This is a genomic window from Acinetobacter sp. YH12023, from assembly GCF_013420135.1.
GTDB lineage: Bacteria > Pseudomonadota > Gammaproteobacteria > Pseudomonadales > Moraxellaceae > Acinetobacter > Acinetobacter amyesii.
This window is the reverse complement of sequence record NZ_VOYU01000012.1, coordinates 16,094-30,806: the sequence shown is the minus strand read 5'-3', so window position 1 is coordinate 30,806 and position 14,713 is coordinate 16,094. Positions and strand designations below refer to the sequence as shown.

At 41.9% G+C, this 14,713-nt stretch carries 13 protein-coding genes and 1 riboswitch; of the genes, 8 read left to right on the top strand and 5 right to left on the bottom strand.

The window, feature by feature from the left end; all coding sequences use genetic code 11:
* The first annotated feature begins 12 nt into the window (after positions 1–12).
* Positions 13–546, top strand: coding sequence for an META domain-containing protein (locus FTT92_RS13150; RefSeq protein WP_180172330.1), 534 nt, complete (start codon positions 13–15; stop codon positions 544–546).
* Positions 547–612: 66 nt separating this feature from the next.
* On the opposite strand, the gene FTT92_RS13145 is transcribed toward FTT92_RS13150, so the two are convergent.
* From FTT92_RS13145 to FTT92_RS13135, 3 genes are all read right to left on the bottom strand, one after another.
* On the bottom strand, positions 613–1,326 hold the full coding sequence (locus FTT92_RS13145) for a glycerophosphodiester phosphodiesterase (RefSeq protein WP_180063997.1): 714 nt from the start codon (positions 1,324–1,326) through the stop codon (positions 613–615).
* Between the two features lie 185 nt (positions 1,327–1,511).
* On the bottom strand, positions 1,512–2,096 hold the full coding sequence (locus FTT92_RS13140; protein ID WP_180172329.1) for a cob(I)yrinic acid a,c-diamide adenosyltransferase: 585 nt from the start codon (positions 2,094–2,096) through the stop codon (positions 1,512–1,514).
* Positions 2,097–2,143: 47 nt separating this feature from the next.
* Entirely contained in the window at positions 2,144–3,997 is a 1,854-nt protein-coding gene (locus tag FTT92_RS13135; protein ID WP_180172328.1) for a TonB-dependent siderophore receptor, read from the bottom strand.
* 236 nt (positions 3,998–4,233) lie between these two features.
* A riboswitch (cobalamin riboswitch) is annotated at positions 4,234–4,399 on the top strand.
* Between the two features lie 123 nt (positions 4,400–4,522).
* Here FTT92_RS13135 and FTT92_RS13130 point away from each other — a divergent pair.
* The 6 genes from FTT92_RS13130 to FTT92_RS13105 all read left to right on the top strand — a co-directional run bounded on the left by FTT92_RS13130 (position 4,523) and on the right by FTT92_RS13105 (position 10,971).
* Entirely contained in the window at positions 4,523–6,343 is a 1,821-nt protein-coding gene (locus FTT92_RS13130) for a TonB-dependent receptor domain-containing protein (protein WP_180172327.1), read from the top strand.
* Between the two features lie 160 nt (positions 6,344–6,503).
* On the top strand, positions 6,504–7,145 hold the full coding sequence (locus tag FTT92_RS13125) for a phosphoribosylanthranilate isomerase (protein WP_180172326.1): 642 nt from the start codon (positions 6,504–6,506) through the stop codon (positions 7,143–7,145).
* Positions 7,129–8,355 carry a tryptophan synthase subunit beta gene (gene trpB, locus FTT92_RS13120; RefSeq protein WP_180172325.1) on the top strand — a complete coding sequence of 409 codons (1,227 nt, stop codon included), beginning with the start codon at positions 7,129–7,131 and terminating at the stop codon, positions 8,353–8,355. Before FTT92_RS13125 ends, trpB begins: the two co-directional genes overlap by 17 nt.
* A gap of 211 nt (positions 8,356–8,566) precedes the next feature.
* On the top strand, positions 8,567–9,292 hold the full coding sequence (locus FTT92_RS13115; protein WP_180172324.1) for a CPBP family intramembrane glutamic endopeptidase: 726 nt from the start codon (positions 8,567–8,569) through the stop codon (positions 9,290–9,292).
* A 22-nt stretch (positions 9,293–9,314) separates the two neighbouring features.
* Entirely contained in the window at positions 9,315–9,839 is a 525-nt protein-coding gene (locus tag FTT92_RS13110; protein ID WP_180055840.1) for a DUF1543 domain-containing protein, read from the top strand.
* A gap of 139 nt (positions 9,840–9,978) precedes the next feature.
* On the top strand, positions 9,979–10,971 hold the full coding sequence (locus FTT92_RS13105; protein ID WP_180147194.1) for a DUF2804 domain-containing protein: 993 nt from the start codon (positions 9,979–9,981) through the stop codon (positions 10,969–10,971).
* A 50-nt stretch (positions 10,972–11,021) separates the two neighbouring features.
* On the opposite strand, the gene FTT92_RS13100 is transcribed toward FTT92_RS13105, so the two are convergent.
* Positions 11,022–11,897: a metal-dependent hydrolase gene (locus FTT92_RS13100; RefSeq protein ID WP_180172323.1), complete on the bottom strand. Its 876-nt coding sequence runs from the start codon at positions 11,895–11,897 to the stop codon at positions 11,022–11,024.
* Between the two features lie 145 nt (positions 11,898–12,042).
* Here FTT92_RS13100 and FTT92_RS13095 point away from each other — a divergent pair, with 145 nt between their 5' ends.
* Positions 12,043–13,071 (top strand): AraC family transcriptional regulator, encoded by a 1,029-nt coding sequence (locus FTT92_RS13095; RefSeq protein ID WP_180172322.1) that lies wholly within the window; start codon positions 12,043–12,045, stop codon positions 13,069–13,071.
* A gap of 84 nt (positions 13,072–13,155) precedes the next feature.
* Here FTT92_RS13095 and FTT92_RS13090 read toward each other — a convergent pair whose 3' ends face one another.
* Positions 13,156–14,490, bottom strand: a complete 1,335-nt coding sequence (locus FTT92_RS13090; protein ID WP_180172321.1) for a Na+/H+ antiporter NhaC family protein — start codon at positions 14,488–14,490, stop codon at positions 13,156–13,158.
* Between the last annotated feature and the right edge of the window lie 223 nt (positions 14,491–14,713).

Genomic DNA, 14,713 nt, shown 5'->3' with positions numbered 1-14,713 from the left:
TGGAGTAAAAAGATGCCAAAAAATCAGCAAATTTGTCAAAATAATCTGAAATTACTTATCAAATACTGCATCTGGGGCAGCTTTCTGATCAGTTGTCTTGGACTGATGGCTTGTCAAAATTCTCCTACGCAGACGGTGACTATAAAGTCACACGGAAAGTCACTGGGCAACAGTATTGAGCAGCCATTAAAAGTTATTCGCGTGAACGATGGGATACAAGATATTCCATGGATGATTGTGAAAATCGCTGGACAAAAAGCTAAGTTCTTTCATCATCAACCTTATCTTCAGTTCAATTCGCAATTTCGACAAATTCAGGGAAATACGGGATGTAACAATATCAATGGCACTTATGTGATCGATACCTTAAAACACAGCATTGATTTGAATGCGCGAGCAGGCTATTTCAGTTGTGATTCGGCTTTGGCTCAAGAGGCTGAACTTTCAGATGCCTTGCAAGCCGCAACACAATTTCAAATAAAAGGGAAACACATGACGATGCAAAACAGTCGGGGACAAACTGTATTGGTTTTGGAAAGAAAATAGACCGATTAAAATAGCGACGTGTTGATCGAGAAGTGAATTACACAAATCTAGGTGGATAAAGCAGCATTAAAAATGCTGCATCATTAATTTAGGATAGTCGGTAATTAAGCCGTTAATGCCCCAATCTTTAAGCTGTTTAGCACGATCAACGTCGTTGACAGTCCACACGCTCACATTTAATTTTGCCTGCTGTGTGGCCTGAATAATGTCTGAATTGGCAAGTTGGTTCATCCAACCAATTTGAATACAACCCAATTCGAGTGCTTGTTCAATCGCTTTAAATTTTACGTCCGTTTCAACCAGTAGCCCACGTTTGAAGCCAGATTTTTTCTGTTGCAAAGCAAGATGAATTTTAGGGTCAAAACTGGTGATCACAGCGGAATGTTCGAACCCTTGGAGCTGTTGTTCCAAGGTTTCAGTCAGCGCTTCAGCTTCAGTCTGTGTCTTCACTGCTTTCACTTCGACTTCAATATGATCGAAGTTATGAATAATTTTGAGCGTTTGTTCGAGCAGTGGCGTCGGCTCAACTTTATTCCATTCTGACCAAGTCACAGCATGGTTATAGGGTTCTAACTCTTGTGAACTACATTCATATAGATGTTTATCTTGACCTGTCGTTCGCATAAATTGGTCATCATGCATGATCACTAGGGCACGATCTTTAAGTTGCCGAACGTCAAATTCGACAGCACGAATCCCTAAGTCTTGAATATATTGAAAACCACCAAGGGTGTTTTCAGGTGCTTCGCCACGAGCGCCACGGTGTCCGATTATGCGCATAAGGGGCCTGCAAAATTGAAAGATAAAAACATAGTGTCCTGTAAGCATGACAGGGAGATGACAGTATTATTTTGAGCCGATCATTTTGAATTACAAGAATGATCGGACGAAATGTTTCAATTTATTTCAATGTAAAATAGACTTTTAATTGGTCAAAGGATTTGAGCAATGTTTTGATCCAATACTTATTGATCAATCGTGTCATTAATATTCTTTTGCCATAACACTTCAGAACCACCTTCGGCGCGCTGTAAAGTTCTTGATGCGACAAATAACCAGTCAGACAGACGGTTAAGTAGTTGCAATGACGGCGCTTGAATGTTTTGGTCACGGTTATGTACAGCCATTAAACGGCGTTCTGCGCGGCGGCATACGCTACGAGCCTGATGGGCAAAGCTACATACTAAAGTGCCTGAAGGCAGGATAAAGTCTTTCAGCATCGGAAGTGCTTCATTCATGCGGTCGATGTCATTTTCCAAAAACTCAATCGACACAGGCTGTACCAAGTTGAAGTTTGGAATGCAGACTTCACCGCCAAGGTCGAATAACCAATGCTGAATCAGGCTAAGGGATTTGTCCCAAGTCGCTTTATCTTCAATGTTGCTAAGGGCAATATGCGAACGCAGAATACCAATACTTGAATTGAGTTCATCGACATCGCCTAAGGCTTCAATGCGTAAATCATCCTTAGCAACACGTGATCCGTCGCCTAAACCTGTCGTGCCTGAATCGCCTGTGCGGGTGTAAATTTTGCTTAAACGGTGGCCCATTTTAATTGTCCATTTTTTGATTAAAAGTTGAATAAATCAGTGTGAAATTAATATCTAACTGTGATGCCAAAGGAAGCCAAACGGCCGCCATTTAAATAGAATTTGCCGTCGAAATTGCCAGCAGAAGCCGTTTTATATTGAACATCGCCGACATTTTGAATATTGGCAAAGAAGCGCAGTTGCTCGTTGGGTTGGTAATAACTATTGAAATCAATCTGAGCATGTCCAGGGATCACATCCTCATCATAATTACTGCTGTCTGAATGGCTGTTCGCACTCAGCGTTGTTGACAGCCCATAATGTTCATCAGCCCAACCAGCTGACAATGCCAGTTTTTGACGTGGGCGGCGGCTCAAATCCAAACCTGTTTTATCATTTTTTGCTTGATTGTAGCTATAACTGGCCTTTGTAAAAAATGCCTCATTGCTCCAATTCACATAGACTTCTGAACCTTGAATGGTCACTGCATCAATATTGGCAAACTTCCAGTTATTGTTGGGATCAGAATCAATAAGGTTATCAATTTCAGTTCTGTAGATAGACATACCAGTTTTTAGTTGTGGTGTCATTTGTAGGTCTAGCCCAATTTCATAGGATTGACTTTCTTCGGGTTTTAAGTCAGGGTTTGCATAGTCGCCATAATATAAGTCGTTCATGGTTGGCGCTTTAAATGCTGTACCAATATTGGCATAGCTACTAAACAACGGCGTGAAAAAATAACGCGCAGCAACTTGTCCGACCGTGTGTTGACCATATTTTTCATGGTCTTCACGACGAATACCCGCTTGAGTTTTTAATTTATCAGTTTGATATTGGTGCTGTAGATAATAACCCGTACTGTTTAAGTCTTGATGAAAATACTCTGCAGTTTTTAGCGTTGATGTTTCTAGCTGCCGATGGGTGATGCCTGCAATGATGTTCTGAGACGGCGTCATTTGCTGTTTTGCGGTCAGTTCATATTCAGTGGATTCATAATGGGTCTGTTCAAAGATTTTGAGCTGTTCCAACTCATCTTTAAAATAAGACACGCGAGCATTCAGGGTCAGCTGATCTGTGGGGTTGAAGCGTGACTTCAGGGTTGCAATTTGATTTTTAAAATCTTGCGACTTTTGCTCATATTGCAGTGAATTCCAGCTGTATTGCTCATATTGAGCATTACCTTGGTTTTCAGAATAATCCAATGAAGTGCCAAAGCGTGTTTCTTCATAGCCAAATTTGGCAGACACGCCTTTTTGATTAAAGCTAGAAGCTCTGGCATTTTTATGTTCATGAATCAGTGTGCCGTCGGTTTCTAAACGCTGTCCACGAATTTGCGCATAAAAACCTTGCTTGGCTAGGTCTACCCCGACAGTACTTTTATAGGTTAGATTTTCACCTATTTCAGCGCTGATAAAAGCTGCATTTTTTTCAGGGGTTTTGCTAATGATTTGTACCACACCACCAATGGCATTGGTGCCATAAAGGACAGATGCTGGGCCTTTTAAAACCTCAATCTGCTTAATGTCTGTGGTATCTATAAAATTATTTGGCGCTAAACCGCTGGCATCATTATTTAAACGGACACCGTCACGCAATACCAAAGTGTGGTCTGACTCTGTGCCACGTAAAAAAAATGAAGCTTGTTGTCCATAGCCACCCAGCTGCACCATATTGATAGAAGCATCACTCATTAATAAATGTGGAAATGATGCAATTGGTGATTGATCTATGAGCGACTCATCAATAATGGAAATACGCGCAGGCACATTTTCTAATTTTTCTGCAGAACGTGTTGCTGTGACGACAATGGTGTCCAATTTAGGTTGTGCAATGGAATCTGCTGCAACAGATATTTGGGAGCTAAAAATACAAAGGGCAGATATGCCAGCTGCAAGCGCAGTCGGCTGAAAAGGAAAAGGCATACAATGCTCCATGCATTTACCCCACGTAAATGATTGAGTGATAGAACACAGTGAGCAGGTATCGGACTGGCAAGGCATTGCTTGCACACCGTTGCGGGGGCAGTGTTGTGGAAACTTCCCATGCCAACTGTTGTGAATGGCTTAAGTATAGAGAACTCCGATTTATCGAACAATCGAAACTATGGGGTATTTGAAGATAGGTACATATACAGCTTGACTTGCTGTGGAGCAGAAATTAATCTGCCTGCGCTTCAGGTGCTTTCTTAATTGAGAAGTGAAACTGGGAAGTCAGTCTAAACATTGAAAAGTGATTTGAATCTGACACTGCCCCCGCAACGGTGAATAGGCTTTATTTCGATAAATCCTTAAGTCCGGAGACCGGCCTGATGCAGACCTATACATAATGCGGCGGGCGTTATAGCGGGATTGCATCATGACGCCAATATAGGCCTTGCATTGCTGCCTGAATCCGCCTGCGTTATCCATTTTATTATTCGCACGGGCGGTGCGATCGGGGAATACAGCATGCATTCTTTTTCTAAGACTCTTATCGGGTCACTTTTTGTTTTATCTCCACTTTCTGCTGCGATGGCAGCAGACCAAGTTTATCAGCTTCCAGTGATTACCAACACGGTTGCCAATATTGTTGAGCAAGACGCACAAAAAACTTTGGCAGCAGTCACAGTCATTAACCGTGAAGAAATTGAACGTAAGCAATTTACTTCTTTACAAGAATTGCTTCGTACAGTGCCGGGCGTAACGTATACCAACTCTGGTGGTTTAGGTCAGCCAACCAGTATTTCAATTCGTGGTACAGGTTCTACTGCGGTATTGGTATTGGTGGATGGTCAAAAACTGGGTTCGGCAACTTCAGGCCAAACTTCATTTGAGCATTTGCCAGTTGATCAAATTGAACGTGTAGAAGTGGTCAAAGGTCCGCGCTCAAGTTTATATGGTTCTGAAGCTGTAGGCGGTGTGATTCAAATCTTCACCCGTAAAGGGACGCAAAATGGCGTAAAACCATTTGCTTCGCTCAAGTATGGTTCACATGAAACTTACGATGCAAATGTCGGTGTGAATATTCGTCAGGATAATTCTTGGGCGACGCTGAGTTTGGCAGGCTTGAAAACACAAGGTTTAGATGTAACAACTTTGCCGACTGAAACAGATAAAGATGGTTATGAAAACTATTCTGCGTCCATCAAAGCGGGTCATCAATTTAATGATCAATTTGCAGCTGATTTTAATGTTCTCTATGTAAATGGTGAAACAAATTACGATAGTCCATATAATGTAAATCCTTACAACAAGGTCGAGCAAAATGTGTATGGCGTAGGCTTTAGCTATTCTCCTGTAGATCTTTGGAAAACGCAGCTTAAATTTGGCCGTTCAGAAGATAAATACGAAACCTTTAGTGCAGATAAATCAACTGGTGTATTTGATACCACAAAAGACAGCATCAGCTGGTTAAACACATTATCTTTCAATGCCAATAACACACTATTGGTGGGTGTGGATTACTTAAATGATCAAGTCGACAGCACCACCAATTACGATGAAAAAGAGCGTGATAATGTCGGTTACTATGCGCAATATCTTGGTGATTTTGGTCGAGTGAACCTGCAAGCTGCTATTCGCTTAGATGATAACGAACAGTTTGGTGATCACACCACAGGCAATGCCGCTGTTGGTTATTCATTTAATGACAACTACAGCACTTATGTTTCATACGGTACCGCTTTCCGCTCACCAACATTTAATGACTTATATTATCCGGGCTGGTCAAATCCAAACTTAGTCCCTGAAGAGTCTGAAAATATTGAAATTGGATTCAAAGGGTCGCAATGGCTGAACTGGTCTGTTTCTGCCTTCCATAATGAAATTGATAATATGATTTCAGGCGGAACCAATATTGCGAAAGCAAAAATTAAGGGTGTGGAAGCTGAGTTCGGACAGTCACTGGACAACTTCACGTGGAACTTAAACTATACGTATCAAGAGCCTGAATATAATTCGGGGGCGACCAAAGGCAATCAAATTGCGGGTCGTGCAGGTCAATTATTGAATGTATCTGCAGATTATACGATGGATAAATGGACGCTAGGTGGCTCTGTACACGCAGAAGACCAGCGTTATAAGGATGCCGCTAATACAACAAGCTTTGGCAGTTTTGCGACAGCAGATGTACGTTTAACCTATCAAGCGACCCCTGAATTTTCTGTACAAGCCAAACTTGCCAATATGTTTGATAAAGAATATTACACCGTGTATGACTCATTTGATGACTATTACTACCGTCAAGACGGCCGTACTGCTTGGCTAACCTTACGTTATGCAATGAAATAATTGAATCAATTATTCAAAAAGCTCTGATCATTCAGGGCTTTTTATTTTTGCAGTGGAATCATGCTGAAAATCCACGCAATGCATGAAAATTGCATTACAATGATTCGCCTTTATATTCATAGATAGGCTATGAATAGGGCGGAGTTAGAGCCAAAACAACATGCGAACCCGTGCCAAAATCTGCGGAATTACACGTATTCAAGATATTCAATCAGTCGTCCAAGCTGGCGTAGATGCGATCGGATTTGTATTCTTTGCGCCCAGCCCGCGCAGTGTAACGGCAGTGCAGGCCGCTGAACTGATTCAGCATGTGCCGCCGTACGTGCAGACCGTGGGTTTATTTGTGAATGCGTCGGCTGTGGACATACAGGCTATTTTAAAAATTTCACCTGTAGACATCCTGCAGTTTCATGGCGATGAAAGCCCTGAACAGTGCCAAACGATTGCGAAGTCCGTTGGACGCCGTTGGTATAAAGCCATTCAAATGAAACCTGAATTGGATGTGATTGCAGAAATCCAAGCTTTTCAGCAGGCAGGGGCAAGCGCCGTACTGTTAGATGCATGGCATCCTGAGCTGAAAGGCGGTACAGGGCATAGCTTTGACTGGGCACAGTTCCCAAAACTCGATATTCCTTTAATTTTGGCGGGCGGTTTAAAGCCTGACAATATTGAAGAAGCGATTCAAACCACTGGCGCTTACGCCGTAGATGTGAGCGGTGGTGTAGAATCGGCAAAAGGTATTAAAGACCAACAACTCATAGAACGCTTTATGCAAGGAGTCCATCGTGGATCAGCAAAATAAGATTGACTATACCCAATTCCCTGACGCACAAGGGCATTTCGGTATTCATGGCGGGCGTTTTGTGTCAGAAACTCTAATGGCAGCACTTAAGGACTTAGAAAAGCTCTATTTCCGCATGAAAGATGATGCCCAGTTTTTGGCAGAATTCGACCGTGACTTGGCGTATTACGTCGGTCGTCCTAGTCCTTTGTATTATGCTGAACGATGGTCGAAAGAGTTGGGTGGTGCGCAAATTTATTTAAAACGTGAAGACCTGAACCATACAGGTTCACATAAAGTGAATAACACCATTGGTCAGGCTTTGCTGGCTAAGCTTTCAGGTAAAAAACGTATTATTGCCGAAACAGGTGCAGGTCAGCACGGTGTAGCAACGGCAACGATTGCAGCACGTTTAGGCCTTGAATGCGTGGTGTTCATGGGTGCAGAAGACGTAAAACGTCAAGCGATGAACGTGTACCGTATGCGTTTACTCGGTGCGACTGTTGTGCCTGTAGAAAGCGGTTCAAAAACATTGAAAGATGCTATGAACGAAGCGATGCGTGACTGGGTCACAAACGTAGATTCTACTTATTACGTGATTGGTACCGTTGCAGGTCCGCATCCGTATCCGCAATTGGTTCGTGATTTCCAATCGATTATTGGTCGTGAAGTGCGTAAACAAATTCAGGAACAAGCTGGCCGTTTACCAGATGCGCTTGTTGCATGTGTAGGCGGCGGTTCAAATGCAATGGGCTTATTCTATCCATTCTTAAATGATGAAGATGTGAAAATGTACGGTGTTGAAGCTGCAGGCTACGGCATTGAAACGGGCAAGCATTCTGCACCATTAAACGCAGGTCATGTCGGTGTACTTCACGGTAACCGTACGTACTTGATGTCGGATGATCAAGGTCAAATCATTGAAACACATTCAATCTCTGCAGGCCTGGACTACCCAGGTGTAGGCCCTGAGCACAGTTTCCTCAAAGATATGCACCGTGTGAACTATGTGCCAATCAATGACACTGAAGCGCTACAAGGCTTCCGTGATTTAACCCAAATTGAAGGTATTATCCCTGCATTGGAAAGCTCACATGCGATGGCTTATGTGACGAAACTTGCGCCGACCATGGACAAAGACCAAATCATTATTGCGACTGTATCAGGCCGTGGTGATAAAGACTTAATGACCGTTGCCCGCATTGATGGCGTGGAAATGGTTGAGATGTAAAATCTCCCCCAACCCCTCTTTAATAAAGAGGGGAAAAGCCCTGCTTTGTTAAAGGTGAGGATTAAAAAATCGCGCAGAAGCAATTCCGCGCGATTTTTTTTTGGCTGAAAATTTTATTAAGGCAAATCACTACAAAACTGATGCAGAATAAAAGTGTGAAATAAATCACAATACTGTGTAAATTTTATTGCTTTAGAAAGACTTTATAACAATGACGTTTACCCAATTGGTTCGTGCAGAATCCTTTCCAACCCATATTTATTGGCAATGGCGTGATACTTTTGCGCTGTGCATTCTTCCGCTGATCTTGTTCAACAGTTATGTCTTAGACCAATTTTTTGGTGTTTCAGCTCAGGTTGCTTTGGGTGATTCGATCTTTCGCGGTATTTTATTTATTGCCGTGTGTTGGCTCTATAAAACGATGCTGTATACGCACTGGCAAAAGTATAAACAGGCCTTTTGGCGTTCAAGCCTGTTGGTGGTTGTCGGTGCAGTCGTCTTACAAGTAGTGATTTCTTTTATACGCAGTCTGTTGCCCGTTGGTGAGAGCATTGAAAAAGAATCGACCATTGATCCTAATACGATTGCGTTTTTTAGCTTGCTGATCATCAGCCTTGGGCCATTATTTACCGCTTTGCTTGAAGATATTATTTTCCGCTATACCTTGCTGCAAAAGCTGTTTGTACAGCCGTGGCTGTGGCGAGTGATTTTGGTCTTGCTGAACTCAATCTTATTCGGCTTGATACATTATCATAATTTTGATGGCGATTTGATTGCGACCATTAGTTTTATGGCGGCAGGTCTATTTCTCAACCTCATCTATTTGTGGACGCGTAACATTTGGCATGTCTTACTCATTCATTTCGTTAACAATGCAGTACTATCGCTAGGCGGCGTGATTTTATTGAAATTGCTTCAGCCCTATGTGGGCAGTTGAAGTCAAAAATAGGGGGAAGATTGTGTCCAGTTTATTTATGGTGATGCTCGGCGGACGCCATCCAAGAGCAAATATTGAAGTGCATGATGTCATTCTTGCAGTGGGTAACGCATTAGAAGAGGTTTATCCACAACTGAGAACGGCATGGTTTGGTGAGCAAAAAGGCTTACATATTGATGCTTGGGCACAGGTACATACAGTCAGCACTGAAAATCGGCATTATCGTATCCAATTTTGTGATGCTGCGCCCCGAGCTGAAGATGAAAAATTATGGCTGATTAATCTCGGGGGATATGATGCTCGCGAATTTGGTGAATTACATCGTTATGTTTTGGTGACAGGACAAAATGCCAGCGTTGCAAAACAACGGGGCAAAGCTTTTTTTGAGTCACATTGGCAAAAACAACATACCGACCGAACCCTAGATGTTGATGATTGTATTGCGATTGATCATGTCTATGGGCGCTATATCGAATTGGTTGAAACCCCGCATAGCCAGCAAAATTCATGGAAAAATGATTACATCTTAATAAATGAACATTTGTGATGATTAAGAGCTGAAATGTCAGCTTTTATATTTTTTTGTGATATTCGCCTGAAATCAGATGGATTGTCTTTTCAGGCGTTAAATAATAGGCATAATAACATTCAGGATTTAGACCTTAAACCTCAATGGAATGGCGTATATGGATTTAATACGGCCGAATGGACAGCCGCATTATGGGCGTTTTAGTGAACTTCCCAATCGCATCGATTTAAGTAAGTATGAATATAAGACACCGTATGGAAAACGACTTGAAGGTTGGCGTAAGCGTTTAAAATATAAAAAATTTAAATTTTGTTGTATTCAGCATGAACATTATACGATTGGTCTAGCGATCGCCGATATCGCGTGGGCGGGGCACGGTTTTGTCTATGTGTATGATCATATTTCGAATGAAGTGTTGGAATGGAATTCGATTAATTTCCTGTCACGCAATACCGTTTTAGATGAACAACCTTTATTTAATCAGAGTCATTTTATTAAGTCAGGGATTCAACTGGACATTCAGCATGCCAATGGTGTGCGATACATTCAAATGTCAAAACATGGCGAACTCAAACTGAGCGCTCGAGTGTTTTGTGCGGGGACTGATCCGCTGAGTATGTGTAGCCCCACAGGGATTAATGGTTGGACCTATACTCAAAAATTGACGACGTTAGGCTGTGAAGGTTTCTTTATCAATAAGCAAGGCAAGACCATTCAATTTCATGACCGGACATTGGTGTCTTTAGATGATACCTGTGGTTTTCTTCGTCCTGAAACCGCATGGTTCTGGCTGTCGTGTAACTTTTGGGACAGTCAAAATCGACGCGTTGGGATCAATCTTGCCTCTGGGGTAAATGAAAGCTTTGGTAATGAAAATTGTCTGTGGGTCAATGGACATCTATATGCCATGTCTGATGTGCTGTTCCAGCAACAAGGCGATAATCAATGGAATATTAGTTCATTAGATAACAGCTTAAATTTGATCGTCACCACAGGTTGGCGGCGCTATGAAAACCTGAATTTAAGATTGGTCGGTAGTCAGTTCAGTCAATGGCAGGCAAAAATTAGCGGTACAATTCAACGTGATGGCGAAGAAATTGTATTCTTAAATGAATATGGTTTACTTGAGCAGCACTATGCAAAATGGTAAGTCTAAGCCTATAAAAAGCCGCAATCGATGCGGCTTTTTTTATTCAATTTTTATTTTGCAGCTTGCCAAAACACTTCAGCTGCTTGTATCGGATCATTGGTTTCTTCATAAGTTTTTAACCAAAGATCATAATTTTGCACAATGGGATGCTGACTCGGATGGAAGTCTTTTTTAAACCAATCTCGATATGGTTTGCTCATTCGGGTGAGGGTGCCATTTTTACCAAAGAACCACGGTAAGCCTTTCATATTTAATTTTAAACGTTCAGTGAAGCTGAACCCGTCATGTTTCAGCATCACATTGGCACGGTATAAGGTAAAGCCGAGCATCAATCCACTGGTCCAGACCAAAGTAAATTTCTTTAAATTTTCATCGACCTTAGCCACATCTTTCATCACATCAAAAGCCACATCGCGATGTTCCATTTCTTCTATCGCATGCCAAATAAATAATGCACGGACATAAGGATGCGCAGATTCTAGTACGGACTTTTGGCTACAGAACGTTTCAGCCATCAGCGCAGTCAAATGCTCGGCAGAAGCCGTCATGGCAATGTTGTATTCAGGTGAGCGCTTGCTCAGTTCAAATTTAAAAATTTTATTTAGACGTTTAATGAACGCATCGACAGGCATGCCTTGTTGTTTCATTAACATGTTCATTTTGTCATGCGCCATACCGTGCTGTGCTTCTTGACGAATAAAGTCAGCGACACGTTGCTGTAAATCAGGGTCTTGAATTTGATTGCGGAACAGACGTACAGATTCAATGAAATAGCGCTCGCCATCAGGAAAGGTCAGGCTCAAGGCATCAAACATACGTGTTAAAAAGGGGTCTCCGCCAAACCAATAGCGCGGGATTTCTTCTAACTTAAAATTTAGCTTTGTGCGAACAATGGGTTCGACTTGATATTTGACGATAGCATTCATGATATTTTTTCTGTGCGAGTCGTGTTGATTGCAGTATGTCGGAGAAATTGCACTTTGTTTTGACAGATATTGCCAATTTTTATACATTTTACGCCATGATGAAAATATAAAATGTCAGAATTGGCAGGTCAGAAAGAGGGGCGAGATGGCTGAAATTCAGATCCCAAATGGTTACTTCCAATTGTGGAATATGGTCTTAATTGAGCGTGAATTAAACTATACACAGCTCGAATGGATTGCGCCGTATGCTGCGCAAATTCAGCATGTGCTGTCTTTGCCGATCGATTCTCAATCGCCGAATTCTTTTTTTAATACCATCATGCAACTGACTCAGCAGCATCTGGATTGCCCGCAATTGGTTTTTGAAATGGCCAAGTATATTCGTGCGGAGCATTTTGGGGTGTTAGGCTATATGGCGACACTGAGTAATAGCGTAGCAGATGCTTTGCAATATGTGATGCGGTTTAGTCGTTTGGTGATTGATGGCGCGCAAATTGTGCCGATGAATATGAGCCATCAAGATCATCAAATTATACTGTCTTGGCCTCAGCATGATGATGAGTATGCGTTGGTCAATGAATTGACCATGGCCTGTATGGCACATTTGGCCAAGCAAATTTTTCCAGATTCTTTAAAGTTACTCCGCATTCATTTTGCCCATGCGCCGCGGATGGCACGTTATCACTATGAAAAGTTTTATGGTTGCCAAATGGAATTTTCGACCCTTAAATATTCATTTGTGATTCATGCAGATAGTTTGGATTTAAAGTCAGAACTTGCTGATCCGTCACTGATGCAATTGTTATTACGTCAGGCCGAAGAGGCGATCGCCGCTCGTCCGCAACATGCAGATCCAATTCTACAAATGCAACAATGCATCGCTGATCATCTCAAACAAAAACAGCAAGCCCCTAAAATAGAGTGGTTAGCAGAAGAGTTACATCTGTCAGTGAGAACCCTGCAACGACAGCTACAGGAGAAAGACACATCTTTTAAGCGGCTTTTGGAGCTTGAACGGATGAAACGTTGTGAATATTTACTTTCACAACAAACCAATTTGACAGATATCGCTTTACAGCTAGGTTATTCAGATCAGTCTGCTTTGGCACGTGCTTTTAAGGCATATAGCGGAGAGACATTATTGGCGCGAAAAAAAGCCTTGAAATTAGAATAAAACGTGCAGATTGCTCGTTAAGAAAAGCCTTTTAAACAACATTAAAAAAAGCGGTCAAACGACCGCTTTTCTTTAAAGCCAAGCTTATGCCGCAGCTTTTAATTTTGGATAACGCAGTAAAATGGAAAGGATGGCAAAGATTGCCAAGACCCAACAGTAATACACACTACCAATCAGTTCCACAGGCGAAAGTTTTGCGATCGAACAAGCCAGTAACAGCTGTGCGCCATAAGGAATGAGACCTTGGACTACGCAAGAGAAAATGTCCAAAAGTGCAGCAGCACGTTTAGGGTCTACACCATATTCTTTCGCGACTTCACGTGCCATGTCACCAGATAAAATAATTGCGACAGTGTTGTTTGCTACAAATAGGTTGGAGAAAATCACCAAGAAACTGATACCAATTTCACCTGCGCGTTCAGCACCAACTTTAAAGCAGCGTGTCATGCTGTAAATACGTTGAATCAGCCATTCTAAACCGCCTTCTTTTTGCATAATGGCAGAAATACCACCCAAGAAAATAGAAAGCAGGGCAACTTCAAACATGCCGGTAAAGCCGTCATAAATAGAATTATTTAAGCTTAAAAAATTAAATTCAGGTTGAATCACCAAACCAATCAAACCAGACAGTAAGACACCAATAGTCAGCACAGCAAGCACGTGCAAACGTGAAAAGGCCAAAATAAATACGGCTAAATACGGCAAGATCAGCCACGCATTATAAGCTTTGTGTTCAATCGCTTGTGAACCTTGACTCATAATTAAATAGATACAAATGCTAACGATCGATGCAGGAACAGCAATCCAGACATTGACCTTAAATTTATCGCGAAGTTGAACTTTTTGACTGTTCGTTGCAGCAATGGTGGTATCTGAAATCATCGACAGATTATCACCAAACATAGCACCACCGACCACAGCACCAATGGCATACACCGCTTCAATTTCGGTGACTTGAGCAAAACCAAAGGCAATTGGTGCACAGGCTGCAATAGTGCCCATGGAGGTTCCCATCGCTGTGGCAATAAAGGCCGCAATAATAAACAGCATAGGCAGCACGAACTCAGGTGCAATCACTGATAGTCCTAACTGCACTGTTGCATCAACACTACCGATGGCACTGCTGACACTGGCAAAAGCACCAGCGAGCATAAAGACCATGAACATTAAGATCAAATTCGGGTGGCTAGCACCTTTCATAAATGTATCAATCGCGTCATTTATCTTGCCGCGATAGAGCAAAATTGCCAATACAATTGCAGGAAGAGCAGCGACTGGGGCTTTCACTTGATAGAACGCAAACTCAGTTCCAATGATGGAATGGTAAATACCACTGCCCAAAAAAATGGTCAGAAAAACAATAAGCGGGAGCAGTGCAAATGCCCGAGCAGGCACTTTCACTTGTGAATCGGAGGACATAGGAGATAAAAAAATAAAAGTATGCGGCTAGTATAAAGCAGGTTTTGCAATTTAAGGAAAATTAAAATGTAAATGCTAAGCCTGTTATTTTTAACATTTTTTTGATGATAAAATTAAGTTAATCTAAAACCTTATAATTTTGCCAGATCCTAAAATTAGGCATCTTTGATCATTGTGAAAAAAACTGAAATATCGGTAAATGATGCTTTCGGGTTGTTCTGGA